The following is a 24,112-nucleotide window of genomic DNA, read 5'->3' as shown; positions in this document are numbered from 1 at the left end:
CGTCATATGTTCTGAAAACTCGGGGACCCGCTATAGCATCGCCTCAAGCGCTCGCTTGGGAGGCAACTGTGGCCATAGCGACGCCAGAAATGGTTCCGCGGAACTGCCGTCTGGAGGGCTACGAAAAGCGCGAGGTGCCAAGCTTCGAGGTAGACGGCCAGATCGTCGCCTACGCCTCACCGGATTCTACATTCGCCGTCACAAAGCGAATGATTGATGCCGCCGAGCATTCGGTCTTGATCGGAATTTATGACTTCACGGCACCCTATATGGAAGATCTGCTTCTTGGGGCAATGGCGCGAGGAGTGAAGGTGTCGCTGATGCTTGATATCGATGGCAAAGGCGAAAGCGAGTTGTTCGACCGGCTCGTCCAGATGGGGGTTCGAGGGGTATCAGCGCCCTCGTGCGCGAACTCCAGTGTCCGCGTTTTTACGTCATCCCACGAGAAGGTCATAGTCATCGATGGCGAGTGGGTTTTGGTTCAAAGTGGAAACTACAGTACAAACAGCATCCCGATGAACGTTGAGGATGGCGCCCGCGCTGGGCGTTTCCGACCCGGCAATCGTGACACCGGTCTCGCGATCCAGTCTGAAAAGTTGGCGAGTTTCTTTGCCGATGTGCTCGAGAGCGACATGGCCCTCGTGGATGCGGTTCCGGAGATGCTCCGGCGACCTGTCGAAGACGAGTTTTTCCTTGTCGAACGCGCTCCCACGCGCAGGCCTGCCAATCTCTTCCCGAGCGAAACCTTCAACCTCGAGGGTCCGCTGAGCGTGCAGCCAGTTCTCAGCCCCGACAACTACATGGATGTCATACCGGACCTTCTGGCGAAGGCGGAAAAGTCCATTCTCATTGAGCAGCAATACATCCGCTCGACCCAAACAAACGTCACGCGCCTGATGCAGGCGATCGCGAAGGCCAAAGAGGTCTCGCCTGAACTCGAAATCCGGATCGTCCTCGGCAAGATCTTCGATAAAGAGGATCTCCCGAAGGAGCAGCGAAATCTGGACAATCTCTCGAAGACCTACGGGCTCGAACTCGGCGAGCATATCCGCTTCATCAACACGGATGAGTTTGTTCATTGCCACAACAAGATGATCATCGTGGACGGAAAGAGCGTGCTGATCAGTTCCCAGAACTGGTCAGATGCTGCCGTCTCAAAAAACCGCGAGGCCGGCGTGTGGCTTACACATGAGGGTATCGCGACGTATTTCATGAGGATCTTCGAAAACGATTGGGAGAGTGGCTTTCGCACCCTCCCCGACTTTGCGGAGCCGCAGGTCATGACGCCGGAAGCACTAGGCGCAGGAGGATTCATCCGGGTCGATCGCGGAGACTACGAGGAAGTCTAATGTCGCCTCATCCAATACTTATTTTCGGCCGGCGCTATCGGCGTCGGCCTTGCTAGACAGAAGCCAATGTGACCTCCGCAGGTGACTGGCCGGAAATGGGCGATCGCCATCAGCACCGAGTCAACGTCCAGGACAGCTGCCGCCCGCTAACTAGCCGCCTTGAAGGAATCAGAACCCACGCCCCGTTTTTGCAAGAGCCCTCCGTCTCAAATTCCCTAGTCGTAACACGGCGGGGCATTCCGTGACCGTCAGCGCCGGATCAACAGTTCAATTGAAGACCTGCAACGACTATCACCAATAGGCTCTTCGGGGTGGCCAGCAGCGACATCGATCACCGGCTCCGTGCTCTGCCCAGAATTGATAGCGATAAGGCCGCCGCGACCAGTAGCAGTTCGGCGTGTCGCGCTTGCGGCGGCTAAGATAAAGCAGGTGAGACCCAAATTCGGCATACCTATCCTCACCACGTGTGTCCGGCCACCAAGAGGTGGCCATATCCTCTGGACTCAAGTCTTGGTCTTGAATGCGCTATCGCGATCGGCAACCACGCGGACGTAGAAAAGAGTTTGCGGGTTGAAACCCCCGTACTGCATTCCCCAGTCGATGACTCGGGATAGGGTAAAGTCATTCCCTGTAATCACGGGTATTTGCATATGGGCTGCCGCAAGCGCCTGTTCGAGCGTTTCCGCGACACCTTCAAAAGTTTCCTGATCCATATCTGTCCCCTCCCCCATTTGTAGCCAGCGCAGGCTCGAGCTATCCCTACATCAACCTTTTCACCGTCCAGCCCGGCGCGAAGTCGACAAGCCGCACGACACCGTTCATCTCCGCATATTTCACGAATTCGAACTGAGCTTCGAGTTCCCGGCAGACCGAAGGCTCCTGAAACGGTGAGCAGGTCGCCGTGACGAACGTTCCTGGCATCGAGATATTTCGCAGCCCAAAATCGCTAAAAGCGGTCTTGGCTTCAGTGAGGTCAGTGCCCTCCTTCAGTCCGATCATCAGTTCGCCCGCAATCTTTGGAAAAATCAGTGCTGACGGCGTACGCGCCCGAATGCTTCTGAGAGCAATATCGCGCTTTTCGGGAAACCCGGGATCGCCGAGATAGGCGTTCTTCCACAAGACGCTGCCACCGACGAGACAATCGAGACCAACATCAAGGACAAACAAGAACTCCGGAGGATAGATGACCGCGAAAGGTGGGAAGGACTTATCCGGACTGTTCTTGATCTCAGAAACGCCTTGAACAAGATAGAGTTCGGTCACAGTGGCCGCCGGCAGTCTTTTCCCAAATTCCTGACTGAGCCGATCGGCTTCGGCATGCACATTCCCCCAGTATGGAAGTTGTGAAAGAGAGCCTAGGTCGAGAAGAGACGTCTGCGAGAACGCGCCCGCGTCCCTGACATCCTTGACGGTCGCTGCGCCGGGGTCGACGAACCACGGTATCGGCCACGGTAGCGGTATGCCCTCACTCATTGCTTGTCCCTCCTTCCAACCAGTGCAAAGACCCGGCTGGGCCTGCAATTACCCAGCTTCACGGACCCTTGACTGCCTCCCGCCGATGCCTTCAAATCTTGGGATTTGGCGAAGACAATCGGCTGCATCACGCTCCTGCCACACGGGTCGGAACAATGCTCAAAAAACGGATGATTTGTCAGTCTGGCATGAGCGCCGCTGTCCCTCCCCCAAGCTTAACGAGCGCGCTTGCATTCATCTTCGCTCAAAATCTGAAGTTGTCAACGGGTGTTTGACGGCACGATCTACTGCATGGCTGTTCTTGAGCCTGATAGCAGCCAGCTCGGCAAACATCTCAAGACGTTGCCAACCGATACCGGCTTGGGCGTGGTTCGCGCCCGATTGGAAAAGTCGGCGATGCCGATCGAAAGGATGCGGCCCCGGCAGTATCAGGATTGGTGCGCGCGCCAGAATGGGTGGTCCGTCCATCGCATCTCAGCGCGGTAGAGTGCATGGCGCCGTTCCCGATAGATCATCGAAACCCTTTCCAGTTCATTCTCGTAGCCGGTCGCCTCGTCTATATTCGATGAAATCTCATCGGCAGCCGCCATGCCGGTTCGGATGGCGTTAAAGAGACCCTGTCCAGCAAGAGGGTCGAAGGCTAGCGCGGCGTCACCGCAAGAAATCCACGAGGCTCCCCTGAGGGGCTCCATCCAGGCGCTGCGGGCGTCGCGCGCGATAAGTTTGCCGTCAAATTCAAACGAACTGAACATGGCTGCAAGCATCGGAGCAGCGTGGATGATTTCATCGTAGCGCTGAGGCATTCTGCGGATCACCGCTGCCTCACGTGGCGACGTATGAAACCCGACGGCAAAGCTGCGGCCGCCCAGCCTGCCGGCATACGCCCACCCGCTCGGAAGCGCCTCAACGACGGTGCGATCAACATCTGCATTCGATAAGGGGACGGCGGTGGCATAAAGCGCAACCAGGGCCGGGCCTCGGTGACGCCTAGCCCCAAGCAGCTGGCCGATACGAGCACTTCGTCCAGTTGCGTCTATCAACCAGTGGGCGGCGATCTGCACGCCGTCGGAGAGCGTGCAGCACCAGCCCCCGTTGGCGCGTTCGATCGAAACGACATTCGCACGCCGAAATTCTGCTCCGGCTTCGATCGCCTTTCGTCGCAAGGCCTGATCGAAGCGCCAGCGGTCGAGCCTCAATCCAGGACCATACGGATCATTGAGAGCATCCTCACGGATCGGAAGCTCCGAACCCCAGGCAAAAATCCGCCCACCGGCGCGGTCGAGAACGGCATTTCCCCCTGGCTGAAGCACGCTCTCCAAGCCGAGAACGGCAAGGAGGCGGCATGCTGCGCCCGGGAGAACCTCGCCTATGCGCGCAGGACCGGGGTTCAACCCATCGAGCATTGACACCCGAGCGCCGGCGCGTGCCAGCCGGTAAGCTGCGACCGATCCGGCGGGCCCGGCGCCGGCAATGAGGACGTCACCGGTTTCGGACACGGACGGCCCTGAATGCGTCGAGCTGTTCTTGGCTTTCCCAGCCGGCTTTTTCGAGATGGGTGAGAGGCCGAGGCGTTTGTGCAAGCACCTTTGCTGCCTCGACGGCAAGGAGTTTGACCTGCCCTGCTGCCAGGCTTTCTACATAGATCTGTTCCGGGAAATCGGGATCGCCTTTGATGCCCGGCCGGATCTCGACAATCCCAAGCTGTCCGAACAGCTCCGTCATGCGCATCATGACGGTGGCAACGCCGCCTTTCATGATGGCCCGCAGCCAGTGATGACGCTGATTGAAAGCCGCGATTCTTTCTTCGCGCGGAAGGGACCCGTCCATCACCTTGGCATAGTCTTCTTCGGTAAGGACCTGGTTTGGCACCCGTGTAGCCCAGAACGTCGGCAGGTATGGATCGTATTCAGGATCATAACCCGATCGGCAGAAAGCCGTATCTCCCTGCCACGGAATGGCCATCCACCGGGTCAGGCCGCCGGGCGGTTGTGAATAAAGTGGACCGCCGACCTCGGCGACCGAAACAGGCGTCAATTCGCTGCCGTAGTCGGGCTCTGGTTCGCTCGCCGGCCGGGCGCGTACCCGGAAGGGCGCCGAATACAGACTGGCGTGCCGCATCGGCCAGGTCAGTTCGCAGCCGGGATGAAAAGTATCAGCGAGGCAGTAGTGCAGCGCGGCCTTGTCGAGCATTGCTGGCTGCTCGGCCAAGGGCACATCTTCGAACCTCGCCGGCCCCGGTTTGGCGGGAGGCCAATCGCCGTGAAAATCTCCCTCTACCCATTGTCTCAAGATTGCGTCCTGCAGTCCGGTCATCGCCAATAGGTTTCCGGTGCCATTTGCAGGAAAGCTGCCGAATGCATCGCCATAGATCCAGGGCCAGACATGAGGTCCAGAAACGGGCTCGGGGACCCGCGGTTTGGCCGGACGGAAACTGTGGTAGATCGCCCGTCTCAGGCCGGCATATGGGTCCGGCGACTTCGCCGTGTCCGGCTTGTGACAGAGTCTCGACAAGAGGTCCGAACTGGTGAAATCGACTGCACCGCCCTTCGCGAAATAGGCCGCGAACCCTGCATTGACCCATTGAAGACCGGAAAGTCTCGACAGGATCGGCAGAATGTCACCGACGAAAGACGGTGTTTCAGGAACCTTTCGCCAGCCGCTCTGGACGTATACGTCGCACATTTCATCATACATCGTTCGCCAGCTGACAATGCCGGGAGCGTAGTTCGGAGGCGCCGTGACGACCCAGGCGCCGGTGACCGGCACCGGCCGTCCATTGATAGAAACCTCAGCCGTGACCGGCCCGTCCGAAGTATCGTCGTACCAATCATTGGCGTTGTTGAAACTGCGGCCGTTCTTGTCGTCGAAAACCGGTGCATTCGTCGGCGATTCCGAATTGCCCCAGCCGCCGAGGAAGATCAGCCGGCCGACGTCGTCCGTGCGAATCTCACCGAGCGGAACCGTCACCGGACTGTTCAGTCGTGCCTGGAAGGTGCCGGTATCGAAGGCATACTCCTTGCCACCCGAACGGTTGGCACCTGAGATGCTTCTCGGGCCTGGATCGATCGCAAGCGCTTTGCGGTCGGTGATGTCGGCATTGCGAAGCGGGAACTTGTTGTCGGCGGCGTTTACGGCTTCCGGGATATCGAGCGCGTACTGAAATTGGTACCATTGAGCTTTCCGGTTGGCCACATGCACCGTCCAGGCGATGTGCGCGTTTTCAGAGGTCAGCTCGCGCACAACCTTGCCGGCGGCGTTGTAGCCGTAGATCCTGAAACGGGCAGCCTGCCGCTTGATGGCGCCGATATCGTCCCGGTAGGTCTCGGCGGACGCCGGATCGATCGGCGCGTCGGCCAGTTCGGGCCCGATGAAATAGTCAGTCTTACTGTCGCCGATGCGGGCAATGCCGATTGCAGGGTGGATGGCCGCCAGAACGATCACGCTGTCGACGGCAGACGGAGGCGTCATCACCGGCCGAGGTTCGTCAGGTTCTCCAATCGGAATCCCGTTGACGTCCCGGCGCTGTTTTGCGGAGGCGGCATAGACGGCGCGACGGGCGTCGGCAAGCGATCCGACAGGCTCATGATCCTTGTTGACGCGCCAGATGTTCATGGCAAGATTTTCGCCATATTCGGCCTGGCCGCGCGCGCTGATATCTTGCTTGAAGAGGGCGAGATCGGCGACATGAATCGGAGGGCTCAATTCTTCCGGCCAGGCGACAGTTGCCTGGTCAATCGGCATCTCATCGGGATGGCTCCGCAACTGGACCATGAAGCGGAAGCCGGCGGCAGCCTGGCTGAGGCGGCTGCGCAAGTCACCAGCAAGGTAGGTCGGGTCATCAGGACGCTCTTTCAGCGGCGCGAGAGAAAGAACGGGGTCCAGCTTGTATTTGACATAAGCGCCGGATCCGAGGCGAAACGGCAGGCCACTCCAATAGGGTGTCGCCAGGACACTTGCGACAGGCTTTGCCATGGCATCGAGCAAGGCTCTCGTTGCCGGATGCGCGTCAAGATACTTGTCATAGTTCCTGTCAACGATGCCCGCCTTCGTAAAGGCACACATGTCGGCAGCGGTATCCAGGAAAAACACCTCGAAATTCTGAAGAATGAGATCGAAGGTCGTGTCGTCGGGATCGTCGAGCAGTTTTGCACCCTCGACGCCGAAGAGCTTGATGCCGATGCCGAGGGTCGTCTGAAAATCACCGACGGTTGGCACCGTATCGGAGGAAAACCGCATCCACGCCGGAAACCGGGCTCCCGGCTTTCCGAACAGGCCTATCCGGAGCGCTTCCGGCACCTCCTCGCGAACGATAAATTCGCCCGCTGCCACGCCGTGGGGCTTGAGAAAAACCGGCCTGAGCGCTGGAGATTGACCGCGTTTGATCCGTTCCCCTTGGGTCAACTCCACGAACATCTTGACCAATGAGCCAATGGGGTCCTTCGAACAGTCGATCTCGTCCCCGCCGGCATGTTCTGTCGGCTCAATATCCCGCATGTCTCCCTCCCCCTAGCAAGCGCTCGCCCGCATAACTCCTCTATACCAGAAGGGAGACTACCAGCTATAATTGCAAAAGCAATTCTGCTTTCGCGCCAATTGGCGGTGAAATTTCTGGCCTTGGCAGTCCTGGGCCGAGGTATAGTCATGCTGGTCGGTCGATCACGCATGGATCTACCATAGTCTTGGCAAAGGGGAAAAGACCCTGCCTGTTTAGTCGCCAATCCATGTTCTCCGAAGCCAGGCAGAGAGGCTGGCTCATGGGGGCGCGGGACGTCGCAGGCTTTAATCGCATCCCTCGCCTTGGGAAAAGCAGTGCAGTGTCGGGGCCGACTGGCTCGATCCGAAGGTCTATGCAAAGTCGCGGATCAAGCCGCTTCCGGCGACCACATTGGCGGTGGACCAAGTCGGCTGACCGCATAAAGCCAGCGTTCCTTTCGACTAATAGATATTTCAAGCCGACGCTACGATCTTGCCGGGAGGTGGGAAGCACGCGCCAATCATCCAACCTCTTTATGCTCTTTGACGTCATCAATAGAATTTGCAATCATGGGTTATTTCCTGGAGGGAAATGCTCGCACCTTACGGAGCTGAGACTGGAGAGGATTTCAAACATGCAACCTGACCTTTTGGCGAAAAACAGTGGTTCAGACAGTTCCTTCAAGCGCGTGGCATTGGCCGCAGTTCTGCTGTCGTGCAGCGCGATCGAAATCAACGCGGCTGAGTTCTTCGGCAGCTTCTCGATCGGGCCGTCAGGCCAGTTCATCAATGCTGATCCGAGACCTTTATTTGAATTGTCAAACAACTTCAGCTTCGATGACCCGAATGGCCTCAAGTGGGACGTTCCCGCCGGTGAAAAAGTGGATGGAGCTTCTATTCCGCAGGCCTTCTGGTCGATTATTGGAGGGCCATTCGAAGGGCCTTATCTGAAGGCATCCATCATTCATGATTATTTTTGCACGAAGCAAAATCGCACAGCTCACGACACGCACCGGAACTTCTACTATGGCATGCGGGCCAACGGAGTGGCGGAATGGAAAGCAAAGGCAATGTACTGGGCGGTCGCGACGTACGGACCAGACTGGACTCTGGAAACAAAGGTCGTGAACGAACTGCAGTGCCACGCTGGACCCACCGGCAGTCTATGCACTTCAGTTCCCATAGTTGTCACGGCGACGGTTGCCACACCCGGCGTTAATCTCGAAAATCCAGAAACTTTGGCTGTCGCAGTTGGAAAATTCAATGCAATCGCTCGTAATCTCAAGACGTCGGACGGGGCAACACTCGACGTTCTGCCGACCGGAACGGTCTCCGCCTCGATTGAAAGCATTGAAAGTAACGCTGCGAATACCCGCGAGATTTTCGCGACGTCAGCATATCGGCTAGATCCGAATTCACTTGGTGTTGTCCTTGAACCGAAGCGCATCCAGCTCGACGCTATAGACGATTGGCCGGAGAATAAGATTCCCAGCTTTTCAGACATCCAAGGTAGCGCCCTTCCGCAGGGAGGCGATGTTTCAGGTGGCATGGTGCTGGAGCCTACCGATCTCAAGGTTTTTGAACAGAAACTGGACCTCAGTCCGACGCAGTTCAATCTGCCTACCCGGTTGAACTAGCTCGCTTAGCTCGTGTGGAGTGATTTGCCAACGGATTGAAGCGTCACGCGCCACAAACGCTCACGTGCGACTTCAGTATCTCATGGCGCCGATGGGCCGATTTCTAGAACTGTGTGCCCACTTCAGAAAGTACTTGTCGCAGTAAAATCCTCGGATTGAAAAAGGACCTTGAGCTGAGATGGCCAATCCACTTGATCGGATGCGCAAACTAAACAGTCGTCTGCGTTGCGTGGCAAACGGCGATTCTAACGTGAACGCGGTGCGCGCGCAGCAGAACGGTGCCGTGCGGCTCAAACCGGCGGCGCAGAAACTGAAAGTGCCTGATATCGTCAGCTTGACGACCGACGACAGCATCAAGCAACTGAAGCATGAGATCGCAGCAATCGCCCGCGGCCCGAAACAGAAGGACCTACCAAAGGATGTCGAGGTCAGCGTCTTTGTCCTTCTGAATCGTGAGAGCGCTAAATCTCCTGATCTTGTCACACGCCGCAACGGCCGTGTCGGCACAGCCACCGTAAGCATCGCGGACCTCCAAAAGCTCGACTCGGATCCCGTGGTGCAATCCATCGAGCTCGCCGAGACGCTGCGGGCGCCGGACCCTCAGATTGGCGCCAACACCCCCAGCCAACCATCCGCCGACCGCTACGTTCTCTACAATAGCGGCACAGTCGGCGTCGCCGGCAAGAACCGAACGATCGATGACATTGGCAAGAACGTGTTAATCGGGATAATCGACGTAGGTGGCATTGATTTCGCCCACGAAGACTTCATGGACGATGCCGGCAATTCACGTATCATCCGCATCTGGGATCAAGGCGGTGATGCTTTCGACCCACCGCAACTCGCCGTCAGCGAGGGGAAGGCAAGCAAAGCCCAAAGCCGCGGGTCTGAAATCACGGCCGAGCACATCGCCTTTGCGCTGAAAGAAGCCAAGGCGGCGCGGGTATCACCCTACGATCTTGCGCCGCAGTCACAGCAAATCCGCGGTTCTCATGCAACCCATGTTGCAAGCATCGCTGCGGGCCGCTCCGGTCTCTGCAAAAGGGCAAAGATCGCCGCTGTTCTCCTGTCGCTCCCCGACGCTGACAACGATCGTCGCAAATCGTTCTACGACACGACCTGCCTTGTCGACGGTCTGGCGTATCTCTTCGCGTTGGCGGAGGCTGACAAGGATATCGAGGCGATTTCGATCAATATCAGCCTCGGCACCAATGGCGGCGCACACGATGGCTCGGAGCTTCTTTCACGCTGGATCGACGCATCGATGACCGAGCCGGGCCGGTCGATTTGCGTCGCGGCCGGGAACTCCGGACAGGATGCGCTGGAATTCGAAGGCGATACCGGCATCTGGTCTGGGCGGGTGCATTCCAGCGGTCGAATCCCAGCGGCGGCGCTGCGGCGCGATCTGGAATGGCTCGTGGTTGGCAACGGTGTCGAAGACGTTTCCGAGAATGAGCTCGAAATCTGGTACAGCGCACAGGATGAATTCGACGTTGAGCTCGTTACCCCTAACGGCATTCGCATCGGGCCGGTCTCTCCCGGCCAGAGGGTGGAGAACCTGCTGCTGGCCGATCGCACAGTCGTTTCGATCTACAACGTCCTGAGTGACCCCAAAAATGGGGATAACCGTATTTCGATCTATCTCAGTCCCTATATGGGCGAGCCAATCGTGGGGATTACAGCCGGCGGCTGGAAGGTGCGGCTTACCGGCAAGGTGGTGCGTAACGGAGCCTACGATGCGTGGATCGAGCGGGACGACCCGTCACGCGGTCGGGTACGCACGCAGTGGCGGTTACCCTCGTTCTTTGGACCGGATACCTTCGTCGACCATTCGACGCTGAGTTCGTTGGCATGCGGTCCGCGGGTCATCGGCGTAGCCAATCTCGATGAGGCGCGGGAACTGCTCAACGCGTCCTCGAGCCAAGGGCCGACCCGCGATGGGAGGATGAAGCCAGAGATTGCGGCGCCGGGCACTGGGATCGTCGCGGCCTGCGGTTTCGATTCGCAAAACAAGTGGATTGAAATGACAGGTACCAGTATGGCAAGCCCCTATGTCTCGGGCGTTGCCGGGCTGATGCTCTCGCTAAACCCGCAACTCACTGCCGCCCAGATCGGTGGGGTCATCCAACGCACTTCACAACCGCTTCCGGGTTCCGGCTACGAATGGCAAAACGGCTCTGGTTTCGGTGTCATTGATCCGGGCGCGTGCCTGCGGGAGGTGGTGAGAATGGTCCAGCCCGTGGATGACCTGACCGACAGTCTTCAGAAGCGAATGAAGGGCAAAAGTTGATGCAGATCGAAGTTTTCCCTGCCGCCAGCGGCGACTGCCTGTTACTGACCTCGAGCGATGACCGGCGTCTGTTGGCCGATGCCGGCCTACCGGACGCCTATGACGAATTCATCGCGACCCCACTCTCCGAACTCAGGGCGGCGCAAAAGGAAATCGACGTCGTTTATGTCTCACACATCGACCGCGACCATATCGGTGGCGTGCTCCGGATGCTTGATGACGAGATGAAGTGGCGAGCCTTCGACCACATGCAGCTCAAGGGCAAGAAGTTCAAACAGCCCGCGATGCCCAGGCCACCGGCGATTCGAGCGCTCTGGCACAATGCCCTCCTCGACGACATCAGCAAGTCCGAAAGCGTGCAACTGGGTAGCGCACTTGCGGCCAGTGCCAACGCGATGGCTGGCCTCAATGCCGCCGGGTTGGGTACGCCGGAAATGGTGAGGAATGCGGAGCGTGTCGAGATGCTCGCGCTCAGCGTCGGCGACGCCATCGAAGTCAACTGGCGGATCGGAGACGATCAGTTGAGCATACCGCTCAATCCAGACTTTGCCGGAAACTTCATGGTCGCGCGTCCCAAAAAGCCGATTGAGTTGGGCTCTATGACCATTACCGTGGTGGGTCCAACGAAAGTGCAGCTCGAAGTGTTGCGCAACGATTGGGTCGACTGGCTGAAGAGAAAGAAAGACTACGTCGAAACCCTGCGCAATCGGCACCGCCGCGATGTCGAAGACCTTCGCTCCGGAGTGTCACCGATGGACGTCGCCCGCCGAGCGCAGGAATTGGCACTCGCGATCGAAAAGGATGTCACTCCCCCCAACCTCGCCTCCCTCGTGCTTCTCGTCGAGGAGAATGGCCGCCGAATTCTTCTGACAGGAGACGCGGGCGATGAGAGCCTGCTCGAATACCTGACCGCGGCGAAATTCATCGGAGACGACAAGCGGCTCGAAGTCGACGTGCTGAAAGTGCCCCATCATGGCGCCGACAACAGCTACTCAAAGAAATTCGTCGAGAGTATCCGTGCCAGCCACTATATTTTCTGCGGTGACGGCGAGCATCACAACCCAGAGCCAGACGTCGTCGAAGGATATCTGAAGGCTGTGAAAACCATACCGTTGAGTGACGGCGGCGACACGACATTCTGGTTCAATTGCTCGTCAGCACGCTGCGCTACCAAACACTTGAAACTCTGGCAGACGATCGAAGGGTTCTTTGGAGCCGATGGCATAGCTCCGGAAGCTAAGGCGCACTTCCTCTCGAAAAACGCAAGTCGACACAGGCTGGATCTGACCTGATCGCACTCACAGGTCAAAATCTGCCTATGCTCGCCTTGATGAGATTCAATCCACCGACTACACCATGCCAAGTACTTGAAATGGAACGATCTGGCCCACGCAAAAGGCACGAAATCAAGGGTTTTCAATGGCCGATTTAGTTGCTAGGTTCCCTTTTTGTTTCGAAAAGAATAGGGCAATTCAGATGGCGAGCATTACCACTTTGACGCTCGGCAGGAACGCGACAGCGACATAGGCGTATGTGCAGATAATCCCAAGAGGGCCATGATGCGGTTGCACACTGAACCCGACACCGAATGGAAGAACATCTTTCAGCTCTGGCGTGAGAGCGGTGAGGTTCTGCCGCTGAAGGTCGCCAAGAGTTCCTGGAGCACCTAAGCTGGTCACTTCCTGATTGTCGAAGATATCGAGATCACGAAGTGGCCCTACGGAATGGCCTGGGGTCAGTATCATTGGAAGGGGGTGCCCGGCGCGAAGGGAGAGAAAGTCAATCAGCCGGGAACGTATACGTGGAGAAAACTCTAACTGGCCGGCAACCCGGCAGAGACACAAGGAATTGTTAAACGCCTCGTGCGATATATCGATAGGCTTTGCAACCTGAGTGAGAATCTGTGGACAGGTTCATTTCCGAAACGGCGTAATGGAAATATCTGACACATTGAAATGGATAGACGCTAAGGTGCCCATGGCACCGACAAGCTGACCAACGATTAGTTCGAGAAAATGACCACGGCACAACACATCGTAGCTTTGCTGAAAAGCCATATAGACGGAGATGAAGGTCGCTTCCTCTCCGTGGCGACACAGCTTGCCGCGCATGAAGCCCGGCAAGGTCATGGCAAGCTCGCTCAAGAGCTCAGAGAGCTAATCGACGCAGCTCGCGGCAAGACGTCGACCGTCGCACGCATTGGCGCAGGTCCGGTGCCTATCACACAACCGAAAGGCGAATTAACGAAATTGCTCGCCGCACGTTTTTCGGACACGCGACTAGCAGACATGATTTTGTCCGACGAGCTTCACGAACGGCTTGGAAGAGTGATCGCTGAACAGCGGCATCAGGAGCGGCTGAAAGCCCATGGGCTGACACCTCGCCGCAAGTTGCTCCTTGTCGGCCCGCCGGGGTCTGGCAAGACGATGACTGCAGCGGCATTGGCACATGAACTAAAGCTGCCACTTTTTACAGTTCTCTACGACGGCCTTATCGGCAAACTCATGGGAGAGACAGCCTCGCGCTTAAGACTGGTATTCGATGCCGTCGCCGCGCAACGGGGCGTTTATTTCTTCGACGAATTCGATGCGATCGGATCGCAGCGGTCCGGGCCGAACGATGTCGGCGAGATTCGTCGCGTGCTCAACTCCTTTCTCCAGTTCATCGAGAATGACCATGGCCCAAGCCTGATCATCGCTGCCACAAACCATCCAGAACTTCTCGATAAGGCGATCTTCCGCCGCTTCGATGACGTGATTACATACGAACTACCGGACGAGCGCATCACGCGCGGAATCCTGGAGACGCATTTATCCCGCTTCAAGCCAAAGAAGATCAATTGGTCGGAAATCCTCGATGCAGCCAAGGGACTCAGTCAGGCGGAGATAGCACGAGCTGCGGACGAAGCTGCAAAGATCGCTATCTTGAGTGACAAGCCGACGGTGGAAACCTCAATTCTGCTTGGCGCCTTGTCGGAACGTCACGCCACGATGCGATAAGGCGACCACCATTACATGGCCAGACCGCCTCGCAATCGATCTCACTTTTTCTTGGATGGTGGGGGCCAAGGTGAGGCCTATACCTCCCCACGTACGGTTATTTCCGGTCTTCCCCCTGCTCGAGCAAGAGCACAGCACGCAGCTAAGCTCTCTCAATCGCTTGCGACTGCGATTGCTGGCGCGCAGCAATTTATAGCGAATAGGGAGGCGGGAATTGCCGAAGGCGAACACGGCTTTTATTTGCAGTTTGATATCCCCGCGGCAGAACGCGGCGCAGTGGAGGCTTTGGAAAACAAGCCGGCTGGCATTGAACTCGTCGCCGTTCCTCAGGTCGCGGCTGGCGAGGAGAGTATCACCGCCACGGTCTTCGTCCCTGAGCGCTCCGTCGAATTCTACAGCAAAAAAGTCGACGCCTATCGCAATGAGGAAACGAAGGCAGGGCGTCCCAAAAACCAAAACTTGATTGCGCGTATTGAAGACGTTCGTCTCGCGGCCGTCCGATCACTCTTTACCGACACACCAGACCTCTATCCGCAGCCAGATCTCGCCGTATGGTGGGAAGTCTGGATCAGGGACGGAAAACTCGCATCGTTTCGAACAGTAGCCGAACGTTTAAATATTCCGCTCAAGGATCACGCTATTCGGTTCCCCGAACGGGATGTTGTGCTCGCCCATGGCACAGAGGCTATTATCGCACGCCTCTTGATCAATTCTGACGCCGTCGCTGAACTCCGGCTCGCCAAGGACACGCCATCGACCTTCTTGGAGATGGGGGCCGCCGAGCAGGTGGAGTGGGCGGAGGACCTTGTGGATCGTCTTGTCGCCCCGAACGCACTGGCGCCGGCGATATGCCTGCTCGATAGCGGAGCGACACGGGAACACCCTTTGATCGCTCCAGCATTGCCGGCTGCCCACCAGCATGCATATGACAATAATTGGGGAGTTGGCGACAGCCAGTTTTGGAACGGGCATGGCACTTCGATGGCTGGCGTGGCGCTCTATGGTGATCTTCAGCAGGCGCTCACGCAGCAAGGTGCCGTCGAATTACCCTACTGGCTTGAAACTATAAAAATCCTCCCGCCAAATGGCGGCAATGATCCGCTGCTATATGGTGCGATTACTGAAACCGGGATGACCAAGGCGGAGGCAAGCGCGCCACTTCGCAAGCGGGTCTTTTGTATGGCGGTCACAAGTGAGATAGGCCTCGCTCGTGGACGTCCCTCATCTTGGTCGGCCGCCGTTGACCAACTGACCTATGGCGGAGGAGCTCTCCGTCGTCTGATTGTCATCGCCGCTGGCAATCTCCGCGGGGACATCCATGCGGCGGAGTATCCGGATCGCAATGATTTGGAAGAGGCAGAAAGCCCGGCACAGGCCTGGAACGCTCTCGTCGTCGGAGCCTACACTGACAAGGTCAACATCATTGATCCGGCCTTCGGTGATTGGGCTCCGGTCGCGCCAGCCGGCGACCTATCACCGGCAAGCAGAACCTCGGGAACTTGGGATCGTCAATGGCCCGTTAGACCGGATGTCGTTTTCGAAGGTGGAAACTTCGCCCACGACGGGGTGAATCCGAGCTCACATGTGGACGACTTGCAACTGCTGACCACATACTACCGGCCAAACATTCGACTTTTTGATACATTTGGCGATACAAGCGCCGCCGCCGCACTCGGCGCAAACCTTTGTGCAAACATCATTTCCGCTCGTCCAACGCTTTGGCCGGAGACGGTACGGGGTCTCGCCATCCATTCTGCCGAGTGGACGCCTGCAATGCGAGACCATTTCGACGGCGCGGGGACGCAAGCCATGAAAATGGCAATGCTGCGGCGCTACGGCTGGGGCGTGCCGGACCTCTCTCGTGCCCTGAAAAGTGCCGCCGATGATGCCACGTTGGTGGTAGAGGACGTGCTACTGCCGTTCAAAAAGGAAAAATCGGTAATCAAGACTAGAAGCATGAACCTGCACGCGCTGCCGTGGCCGCGTGACGAGTTGCTGGAGCTTGGTGCTGCCGACGTCGAACTTCGCGTCACGCTGTCATATTTCATCGAACCGAATCCTGGTGAACGCGGATGGACGCGCCGCCATCGCTATTCGTCACACTCCTTGCGGTTTGCAGTCAAACGCTCCCTCGAGAGCCTGCAGCAGTTCCGAACGAGGATCAACAAGGCGGCCGAGGCAGAAGAAGGGGGCGCGGTGGGCGCAGCTGCAGGTGGCGACAACTGGTTTCTCGGAATGATACGAGATCGCGGGTCGGTTCATTCCGACATCTGGCGCGGAAGTGCTGCTGCGCTTGCTGAACGCGATGCGATCGGCGTCTTTCCGGTTAGCGGCTGGTGGAAGGAGAAGCCCGGTTTGCAGCGTTGGGACCGAGCGGCACGCTATGCGCTCGTCGTATCCGTCAGGGCGCCTGGTGCGGACATCGACATTTACACCGCGATTGAGAACAAGCTGGAGGTCGAGATTCCTGCAGCATGAGCCGCGTTTTCCTCTGCGCCCTGGGCGATTGGTCAAGCGGCTATTCGAAACAATGCTGATGGGGAACGCTGACCTTCAATCTATTGGACTCCGGTTGGGCGAATGAAATAGAAATAGATGCGGGAGTCAGGGCTAGGTGCGGGTTCTTAAGTGTCCGTCATCGATCACGGCGGCCGCGACGGCCGGCAAGGATTGCCAACATATTTACAACGGACCAAGTTCCCTCTGCACAAAGTGCGGCTGTGCGAAAGTCCGCCAGCCGTTTGTGTTGCAAGGCCAGCGCGAGATTGACGGCGGCTCGGGCATGCGCCCGGGCTTCATCATTGCTTGAGCCCTGCAATTCCGATTGGAAAACAGCTTCGAGCATGCGCTTGGCATCTGTCGGGCTAGGCACGCGATCGTCAATCTGGGGATGCCTGGCGGGATTATAGACTTCCTGCGCAACCGTGATCAGGACTTCGCGGCAAAGCAAGCCAACGCCTTGAAACTGCTCTTCGGTCTCCGCGGAATCGAGCCTCGATCGCATCTCCTGCAATTGCCGATCAACCTTTTGCCATCCGGTCGGCTCTTCGAAGACGACCGCGCGATGCACCGCCTGAGCGACGAAAAGCGACCTTCCTGAGATTGTTTTTCCGGGTACGAGGACGAAGCCATCGGCGGCCAGCGCCTCGTTATAGATGTTCAGCAACTCCGAAACCTGCTCTTCGTCTAGACGAACGACCGGATGGAGGGTCTCGCATAAAAATCGGAGAAACTCGCCATCCGAGGCATGAAGGAGATTGAAGCGGCCGTCGAAGAACACCCAGTTATCGTCCCAATCTCGATTGCGAACCATATGCTGACGGATATCGCCGGCGGCATTGCTGTAGCGATAGTCGTACGACGGCATGGTCGAGAGATCGTAGAGTCGCGCAAGGAATTCATCATCCGAGAGGCGGCCGGACCAAAATATGTGGGCAACGCTCAAATGGTCGATGATCGCGCGCCGCGTTACGTCTGAGATTTCGTGAGCCGTCCCGCTCATATTCAATTCCTCTTTCAGCTTAGGAGCTGGATTTCGTGTTCAGCATTCATAGTTGTGACTCGGCGTGTTGAAAACTATTTGCCACGGGTGGCTGAATTTGGCCCCTTCGGAGCGATTTTGATTGGCCGCGACGGCGGCTTGCGACCTGGGTTATATGCACAAGGCATGGCTGCAGGTTGGGTGACCGATGCCCATCCTGCCGGAGCCGTATTGCCGTCTTCAATCAGACCGAACTCGTGCCGCAACATTACTGTGTCTGCTTCGGCTACGACCTGCGGCGCGCATCAATTGTCGGTGTCAGTCCGGTGGCAAAACTGCTCGACTGGCGGGTCGACGATATCTTGCGACCGGAAGCGATAACCGGCTCCCCGTCCAGTAGTATCCTCGTTCGGCGTCTTCTGAGCATGCCCAGCCTTGCAGACGCCTACCCATCCACCGGCTCTATCTAACGCCTTGAAAGGATTAGAACCGCCGCATTCTCCATCAAGGATGAGCCATCACGCTGAATTCATTAGTGAAAATTCCTGGCCTTCACCTTCAGCGTCTCGATATGCAGGGCGGGAACGAAAATATCCCTCGGCTTGACCGCCGGCGCCCGATCCCGCGAGTCCGGACTTCCCGGTGATCCGTGGGCGAACTCGTCACCGCGCCCCGTCGGCAGTTTGAACTCTCCATCACGATCAGCCAGGGCTGATAGGTCGCCCGACAGATCGAAGAGCTGCTGGGCGATGAGGTGCACGACCTCCCCTTCCCGCTGGATGCGGCCATTGATCGCCATCATGCTCGATCCAAGCACAACGCGCCGGCGCCGCTCGAAGAGCTTTGGCCAGACGACAATGTTCGCCGGACCGGTCTCGTCCTCGATCGTCAGGAACATCACACCTTTTGCCGATCCGGGCATTTGACGAACCAGAACGAGGCCTGCGGTCATCAACCAACGGCCATCGCGGGCCGACATGGCTTCACCGCAGGTGACGATGCTTCGAGCGGCAAGGTCCTTGCGCAGGAACGCGATCGGATGCTCGCGGAGCGTCAGGCCGGTATGGCTGTAGTCCTGGATGACATTGTGCCCATCTGTCATCTGCCGGAGTTTGACGTCGGGCTCCTGCTGCTCGGCGATCGTCTTCATCTCGCGCTCGGCCGCAGCAACAAAGAGTGGCAGTGGCTCATCGCGCAAGGCTTTGATCGCCCACAGTGCGTCTCGTCGCTGAAGTTCGAGCGATGGCAGGAAAGCATCGGCCTCCGCCAGTTCGACCAGCGATGCTGCCGGAACGCTCGCGCGCCGCCACACGTCATCGATGCTGTCGAAGGGTTGATCGGCACGGGCGGCCACGATGCGTGCCGCATCGACTGCGGCCAGTCCACGCACCAGACGCATACCCAGGCGGACAGCATGGCGGCGCTCGTCACCCACGACCGGCTCGAGCGTACAGTCCCAGCGAGAGCGGTTGATACAGACCGGCCGGATCTCCACACCGTGGTTGCGGGCGTCGCCGACGATCTGGGCGACCGCATAGAACCCCATAGGTTGGCTGTTGATCAAGGCCGCGCAGAAGGCGTCGGCGTAATGGCATTTCACATAGCTGGAGGCATAGGCGATAAGCGCGAAGCTCGCAGCGTGGCTTTCCGGGAAGCCGTAGGAGCCAAAACCTTCGAGCTGCGAAAAGGTCTTCTCTGCAAACTCCGGCGAATAGCCATTCTTCACCATGCCGGAAACTAGCTTCTCCTTGAATTTCGAGACGCCGCCTGTGAACTTGAACGTGGCCATCGATTTGCGAAGCTGATCGGCCTCGCCGCCGGTAAAGCCGGCGCAGACCATCGCCACCTTCATGGCCGACTCCTGGAAGAGAGGCACGCCGAGTGTCTTGCCAAGCACCGCTTCCAGTTCGGGCGTCGGATAGACGACCGGTTCCTTGCCTTCGCGGCGGCGCAGATAGGGATGCACCATGTCGCCCTGGATTGGTCCGGGCCGGACAATGGCGACCTGGATGACGAGATCGTAGAAGGTCCGCGGCTTCAGCCGTGGCAACATCGCCATCTGAGCCCGGCTTTCGATCTGGAAGGTGCCGAGCGTGTCGGCCTTGCGGATCATCGCATAGGTCGCAGAATCTTCCTGTTCGATATTCGCCAGATCGATCGTTTCGCCCTTATGCTCCTCAATCAGTTTGAATGCTTTTGCCATGCAGGTCAGCATCCCCAACGCCAGAACATCGACCTTCATGAACTTCAGGGCTTCGACATCGTCCTTGTCCCATTCGATCACCTGCCGGTCGACCATCGATGCCGGCTCGATGGGGACAAGATCGTCGAGCCGATCATGTGTCAGCACGAAACCGCCGGGATGTTGGCCGAGATGCCGGGGGGCGCCCATGAGTTGCTGCGCAAGTTTCAGCGTCAGGGCGAGACGGCGGTCGTCGGGATTGAGGTTGAGTTCCCGAAGGTTCCGGTCGTCGACCAGTTCGGCGGACCAGGACCACATGCCCGATGACAGCGCCTTGATCATATCCTCCGGCAAACCGAGTGCCTTGCCGACATCACGGATCGCCCCTTTCGCACGATAGCGTGTCACAGTCGCGCAAAGTGCCGCCTTCTGATGTGTGTAGGTCTTGTAGATCCACTGAATGACTTCCTCACGGCGCTCGTGCTCGAAGTCGACGTCGATATCCGGCGGCTCGTCGCGCTCCTGGGAAACGAAGCGCTCGAAGAGGAGATCGTTCGTCTCCGGGTCGATCGACGTGATCCCGAGGATGTAACAGACCGCTGAGTTGGCGGCCGATCCCCGCCCCTGGCAGAGAATGCCCTGGCTGCGGGCATATCGGACGATCGAAAACACGGTCAGGAAGTAGGGTGCGTATTTCATTGTCCGGATGAGGTCGAGCTCATGTCGGATGATTTTCAGAACGCTGTCCGGCAGACCTTCCGGATAGCGCGCAGGCGCGCATTCCCAGACATAGTGCTCGAGAGACGCTTGCGCGTCCTTGCCTGGGACGATTGCCTCCTCAGGATATTGATAGGTCAGCTCCTCGAGTGAGAACTGACAGCGATCGGCGATTTCCATCGTCCGGGCCAATGCTTCCGGGTAACGGGGAAACAGCCGCTGCATCTCTTCGGACGGTTTGAGGAATCTATCCGCATGACGCTCCCTCTCGAAACCGACATCATCGATCGTGGTTCTGGTGCGAATACAGGTGACGACGTCCTGCAGCTGACGGCGCGACGGTTCGTGGAAAAGAACGTCATTCGTCACAACGGTCTTCACCTTGAAGCGTGTGGCCATGTTCGACAGCTCGTGCAGCCGCATCTGGTCGTTTGGCCGCCGGCGAAGGGAGAGAGCCAGATAGGCCCGATCACCGAACATTTCCGCCATCTTTCTGAGCTGCACCGCGCAGGCCTCATCGGGCAGATCGGGCACCAGAATGCCGATCAGGCCTTCGGCATAAAGGGCAAGATCGTCGAGATGCAGGATGCAGTTGGCTTTGCCGCCCCTGCCCTTGCCGAGCGTCAGCAACCGGGTCAGGCGCGAATAGGCGGCACGATCGGTCGGATAGACCAGGATCGACATGCCGTCCTGCAGATCGAGACGGCAACCGACCACGAGGCGAACGCCTGTGGCACGGGACGCCTCGAGAGCCCGGACGATGCCGGCGAGCGAGTTTCTGTCGACGACGCCGAGCGCCTCGATGCCGAGCGCCTTGGCGGTCGCAAACAGCTCATCCGCCGACGATGCCCCGCGCAGGAATGAGAAATGCGTCGTGACCTGGAGTTCGGCATATCTCATGCGAATATCCCGTGCAGGAACCACTTGTGGGAGCCGGTCGCCGCGTCAATGCCATCGCCCGACCTGAAAATCCAGAACCGTTCACCGCCCTCGTCTTCGATCACAAAATAGTCGCGCACCGCGTCGAACTCGGAGCCCCTCGTCCACCACTCGCCAAAAATCCGCTCCGGGCCGTCGGCGCGTTTCACCCGCCGGCGCTTACCTCGCCAGGTCATCGAGACGGGTGGATGATCCGGCAGAAGCGCGATCACCTCGATCAGATCCGGACGGGAGAGGAGGCGAACGGGTCGAGGCCAGTGCAAGCTCCATGACGCACCGGTCTCCTCAGCAACCGCACTGACGCGCTTGACGCTGCGCTCGGGCAGGTCGCTCGGCACAGGCACTATCCGATAGACACGCTGCCCGCGATTGCCGATCACGTCGATCAGCGGCGCGATATCCACGATCTCTTCCTCGATCAGGGAGGACGCTTTCTGCACCTCAGTGAGCGGTTCGGCGATGACAGCCACCAGCGAGAGTTTCTCGATCCCGAAGCCCGGCTCGATCTTTTCGATCCGGTCCTTGAAGAGCTTTGTCAGCCAGGCCACATTGCGAGCGGGTTTAGCGGTTCCAGCACGGATCGCCTGCATGGTGTTGTCGACGTTGTGGACGAGAAGATCCGCGCGGCGGACGCCGAGGCCCTTCTGCTGGAGCGCCTGGCAGAGTTCAACGACAAGCCGCGAGACGTATTTGGCGATGGTCTCAGGCGCGCCGATCGGCTCGGCGAAGGCGCGGCTGACCTCGATGACATCCATCGGACGGATTGGATCGATCGGCTCCGGCAACCGCCCATACATCTGGTCGAGACGGCAGCCGATTTCGGGACCGAAGCGAAGGGCAAGCGGCGCGCGTGGTATGACCGACAGCTCGCCGATCGTCTGAAACCCGAGGGTCCGCAGGCCGACGACGGTTTCCGCGGGCAGCCGTAATGAGGATACCGGTAGCCGCTCGACGAAACGCGCCGTCTCGCCCCGCGCAGCGATCACAGTATCGCGCGGGCTCATCCGTGCCAGCGCATGCGCCGCACCCCAGCTGTCGGCAATCGCCACCCGCGCGGTCAGCCCCTTGGCACGGAAGCGATTGACGATGCCGGATAGCATCAGATCCTCGCCGCCCTGGAGATGATCGGCGCCTTCGGTGTCCATGACGATACCGTCGGGCGCATCCATTGCGACAATCGGCGTGTACTGCGTCAACGCCCAGAGCGTGAGGCGTTCGAGGGCCGCACCGTCCGCGATCGGATCGGCGTCGACCATCTGCAGACCCTGGACGATGGCCTGCGCCTTCGCGGCCGGCATGCCAATATGAAGACCCGCGGATCGGGCCGTTTCATCTGCGGCCGCGATCCAGCGTTTAGAACCGCTCTTCGCGACGACGACAAGCGGCCGCTCAACGGTGAGCATTCCCGCGCTGTCGGCCCGTCTGATCCTGTCGATCGCCAGATCCGGAAGATAAATGGATACGACCCGTGGCATCGCACGCTCCTACAATAAACTCTGCGCACTCACCCGCCTTCACTCTCATCAATTCCAGCAGCCATCGCGGCCGCCCGACGCCTGGAACCGGCAGTTCTTCCGATGGCAGCACGCTGACGCGCCACCTTGATGTCGACGCCGTCGGCTGGCCAAAATCCGATGCCTCGGTCTGCCGTCGCCATCGTCGCACGACCAACCCGATCGTTCCGGTCTTCTCAGCCGCAAGCTGAAGCCGGCGCGATGCGGTCATCGGAAGACGGACGAGCTCACCGACCACGGCGCCCAGGCCACCGTAACCAAGACCTTCCTCCATTGTGGCCAGGACATCCTCTTCCCTATCGGCTTCGGCAAAGACCACCCGATCGGGATGGAGACCCGCCTGCGCCAGTGCCGGGAAAAACAGGTCTGGACGCGTCATGCACCAAAGGATCTGCCCCTTCGTGCGCGCCGCGATCCCCGCCACACAGAGGGCAGCGGCCGCACCGTCGACCGTTCCGGACCCGCCACCCGCGAACTCGTGCAAGGCGCCATAGGCCAGACCGCCGCCTGGAAGCACTGCGTCTATTTCGGAAACCCCAAAAGCAAGGCAGCCAACCTTCCTCGTCGAACCGCCCTCAAGGGAGGCAATACGGTCTCTTAGATCGGTAATTACCCTGTTGCGGGCAGCAGTCATCATTCACGCGTCCCTTGAAGGCCGTGTTGGAGTTTCGACTTCATGTCGTTCAAATGCAGATGTTCTCTATCTGTTCCGGCGCGGTCGAAGAGTCAAGCAACCGAGAATAGGAATATTATCTCTCAACTTTAGGAAACCAAGAGATTCGCTTTGCGAATCATTGCCATGCGCCGATTGCAGCGATTTGGTAGAACTGAGAATAAATTTTCGACGGATCGTAACTTCACCTTCGCCGCTTGGCATTTGACCGGTCCATCGGCTACGATCCTTGCAGTGTTCACGGGAATGGTCACTGCCCATGTGTTGGTGTGGACGGCTCTGAGACCTCGGCGATCCATGGCATTATGATCATGGAACCACGAGCGAGAGGAGCGCATACCATGAAGCCTGTTGTAAGAATTGGTATGGACACGTCGAAAAGCGT

At 58.5% G+C, this 24,112-nt stretch carries 14 protein-coding genes; 6 read left to right on the top strand and 8 right to left on the bottom strand.

The window, feature by feature from the left end; translation table 11 throughout:
* Nucleotides 1-68 precede the first annotated feature (68 nt).
* On the top strand, nucleotides 69-1,349 hold the full coding sequence (locus tag HJB89_RS30310; protein ID WP_205928823.1) for a phospholipase D-like domain-containing protein: 1,281 nt from the start codon (nucleotides 69-71) through the stop codon (nucleotides 1,347-1,349).
* A 503-nt stretch (nucleotides 1,350-1,852) separates the two neighbouring features.
* Here HJB89_RS30310 and HJB89_RS30305 read toward each other — a convergent pair.
* The 4 genes from HJB89_RS30305 to HJB89_RS30290 all read right to left on the bottom strand — a co-directional run bounded on the left by HJB89_RS30305 (nucleotide 1,853) and on the right by HJB89_RS30290 (nucleotide 7,316).
* Nucleotides 1,853-2,062, bottom strand: coding sequence for a hypothetical protein (locus HJB89_RS30305; RefSeq protein WP_018516666.1), 210 nt, complete (start codon nucleotides 2,060-2,062; stop codon nucleotides 1,853-1,855).
* Between the two features lie 46 nt (nucleotides 2,063-2,108).
* Nucleotides 2,109-2,822: a hypothetical protein gene (locus tag HJB89_RS30300; protein ID WP_245275422.1), complete on the bottom strand. Its 714-nt coding sequence runs from the start codon at nucleotides 2,820-2,822 to the stop codon at nucleotides 2,109-2,111.
* Between the two features lie 428 nt (nucleotides 2,823-3,250).
* Nucleotides 3,251-4,318: an NAD(P)/FAD-dependent oxidoreductase gene (locus tag HJB89_RS30295; protein ID WP_018516668.1), complete on the bottom strand. Its 1,068-nt coding sequence runs from the start codon at nucleotides 4,316-4,318 to the stop codon at nucleotides 3,251-3,253.
* Nucleotides 4,302-7,316 (bottom strand): LodA/GoxA family CTQ-dependent oxidase, encoded by a 3,015-nt coding sequence (locus tag HJB89_RS30290; RefSeq protein ID WP_018516669.1) that lies wholly within the window; start codon nucleotides 7,314-7,316, stop codon nucleotides 4,302-4,304. Before HJB89_RS30290 ends, HJB89_RS30295 begins: the two co-directional genes overlap by 17 nt.
* A gap of 614 nt (nucleotides 7,317-7,930) precedes the next feature.
* Between HJB89_RS30290 and HJB89_RS30285 the strand changes: the two genes are divergently transcribed.
* The 5 genes from HJB89_RS30285 (at nucleotide 7,931) to HJB89_RS30260 (ending at nucleotide 16,699) form a co-directional block, all read left to right on the top strand.
* A complete protein-coding gene (locus HJB89_RS30285) occupies nucleotides 7,931-8,932 on the top strand; it encodes a DUF1353 domain-containing protein (RefSeq protein WP_018516670.1) in 1,002 nt (333 codons plus the stop codon).
* Nucleotides 8,933-9,110: 178 nt separating this feature from the next.
* On the top strand, nucleotides 9,111-11,222 hold the full coding sequence (locus HJB89_RS30280; RefSeq protein ID WP_018516671.1) for a S8 family serine peptidase: 2,112 nt from the start codon (nucleotides 9,111-9,113) through the stop codon (nucleotides 11,220-11,222).
* Nucleotides 11,222-12,514 carry an MBL fold metallo-hydrolase gene (locus tag HJB89_RS30275; protein WP_221150912.1) on the top strand — a complete coding sequence of 431 codons (1,293 nt, stop codon included), beginning with the start codon at nucleotides 11,222-11,224 and terminating at the stop codon, nucleotides 12,512-12,514. Before HJB89_RS30280 ends, HJB89_RS30275 begins: the two co-directional genes overlap by 1 nt.
* Nucleotides 12,515-13,237: 723 nt before the next feature.
* Nucleotides 13,238-14,221: an AAA family ATPase gene (locus HJB89_RS30265; protein WP_018516674.1), complete on the top strand. Its 984-nt coding sequence runs from the start codon at nucleotides 13,238-13,240 to the stop codon at nucleotides 14,219-14,221.
* 15 nt (nucleotides 14,222-14,236) lie between these two features.
* On the top strand, nucleotides 14,237-16,699 hold the full coding sequence (locus HJB89_RS30260; protein ID WP_018516675.1) for a S8 family peptidase: 2,463 nt from the start codon (nucleotides 14,237-14,239) through the stop codon (nucleotides 16,697-16,699).
* Between the two features lie 157 nt (nucleotides 16,700-16,856).
* Here the strand turns inward: HJB89_RS30260 and HJB89_RS30255 are convergent, their stop codons facing one another.
* From HJB89_RS30255 to HJB89_RS30240, 4 genes are all read right to left on the bottom strand, one after another.
* Entirely contained in the window at nucleotides 16,857-17,723 is an 867-nt protein-coding gene (locus HJB89_RS30255) for a hypothetical protein (protein ID WP_018516676.1), read from the bottom strand.
* A gap of 511 nt (nucleotides 17,724-18,234) precedes the next feature.
* The gene (locus HJB89_RS30250) at nucleotides 18,235-21,501 is read right to left on the bottom strand and encodes an error-prone DNA polymerase (RefSeq protein ID WP_018516677.1); all 3,267 of its coding nucleotides are present in this window, start codon (nucleotides 21,499-21,501) and stop codon (nucleotides 18,235-18,237) included.
* Nucleotides 21,498-23,015, bottom strand: coding sequence for a DNA polymerase Y family protein (locus tag HJB89_RS30245; RefSeq protein ID WP_165505510.1), 1,518 nt, complete (start codon nucleotides 23,013-23,015; stop codon nucleotides 21,498-21,500). Before HJB89_RS30245 ends, HJB89_RS30250 begins: the two co-directional genes overlap by 4 nt.
* A complete protein-coding gene (locus tag HJB89_RS30240) occupies nucleotides 22,930-23,688 on the bottom strand; it encodes an ImuA family protein (RefSeq protein ID WP_026242314.1) in 759 nt (252 codons plus the stop codon). The genes HJB89_RS30245 and HJB89_RS30240 overlap by 86 nt, the downstream gene beginning before the upstream one ends.
* Between the last annotated feature and the right edge of the window lie 424 nt (nucleotides 23,689-24,112).

Origin of the sequence: Rhizobium sp. NZLR8 (assembly GCF_019685025.1) — a bacterium.
In the GTDB taxonomy this organism is placed as follows: Bacteria; Pseudomonadota; Alphaproteobacteria; order Rhizobiales; family Rhizobiaceae; genus Rhizobium.
Note: the sequence above shows the minus strand (reverse complement) of the source record. Positions and strands in the feature narration are given on the sequence as shown.

What these genes read in the sequence shown, in the direction of transcription:
- HJB89_RS30305 (WP_018516666.1), bottom strand. Translation starts at nt 2,062, where the DNA reads ATGGATCAGGAAACTTTTGAAGGTGTCGCGGAAACGCTCGAACAGGCG.
- HJB89_RS30300 (WP_245275422.1), bottom strand. Translation starts at nt 2,822, where the DNA reads ATGAGTGAGGGCATACCGCTACCGTGGCCGATACCGTGGTTCGTCGAC.
- HJB89_RS30290 (WP_018516669.1), bottom strand. Translation starts at nt 7,316, where the DNA reads ATGCGGGATATTGAGCCGACAGAACATGCCGGCGGGGACGAGATCGAC.
- HJB89_RS30285 (WP_018516670.1), top strand. Translation starts at nt 7,931, where the DNA reads ATGCAACCTGACCTTTTGGCGAAAAACAGTGGTTCAGACAGTTCCTTC.
- HJB89_RS30280 (WP_018516671.1), top strand. Translation starts at nt 9,111, where the DNA reads ATGGCCAATCCACTTGATCGGATGCGCAAACTAAACAGTCGTCTGCGT.
- HJB89_RS30275 (WP_221150912.1), top strand. Translation starts at nt 11,222, where the DNA reads ATGCAGATCGAAGTTTTCCCTGCCGCCAGCGGCGACTGCCTGTTACTG.
- HJB89_RS30265 (WP_018516674.1), top strand. Translation starts at nt 13,238, where the DNA reads ATGACCACGGCACAACACATCGTAGCTTTGCTGAAAAGCCATATAGAC.
- HJB89_RS30260 (WP_018516675.1), top strand. Translation starts at nt 14,237, where the DNA reads ATGGCCAGACCGCCTCGCAATCGATCTCACTTTTTCTTGGATGGTGGG.
- HJB89_RS30255 (WP_018516676.1), bottom strand. Translation starts at nt 17,723, where the DNA reads ATGAGCGGGACGGCTCACGAAATCTCAGACGTAACGCGGCGCGCGATC.
- HJB89_RS30250 (WP_018516677.1), bottom strand. Translation starts at nt 21,501, where the DNA reads ATGAGATATGCCGAACTCCAGGTCACGACGCATTTCTCATTCCTGCGC.
- HJB89_RS30245 (WP_165505510.1), bottom strand. Translation starts at nt 23,015, where the DNA reads ATGCCACGGGTCGTATCCATTTATCTTCCGGATCTGGCGATCGACAGG.
- HJB89_RS30240 (WP_026242314.1), bottom strand. Translation starts at nt 23,688, where the DNA reads ATGACTGCTGCCCGCAACAGGGTAATTACCGATCTAAGAGACCGTATT.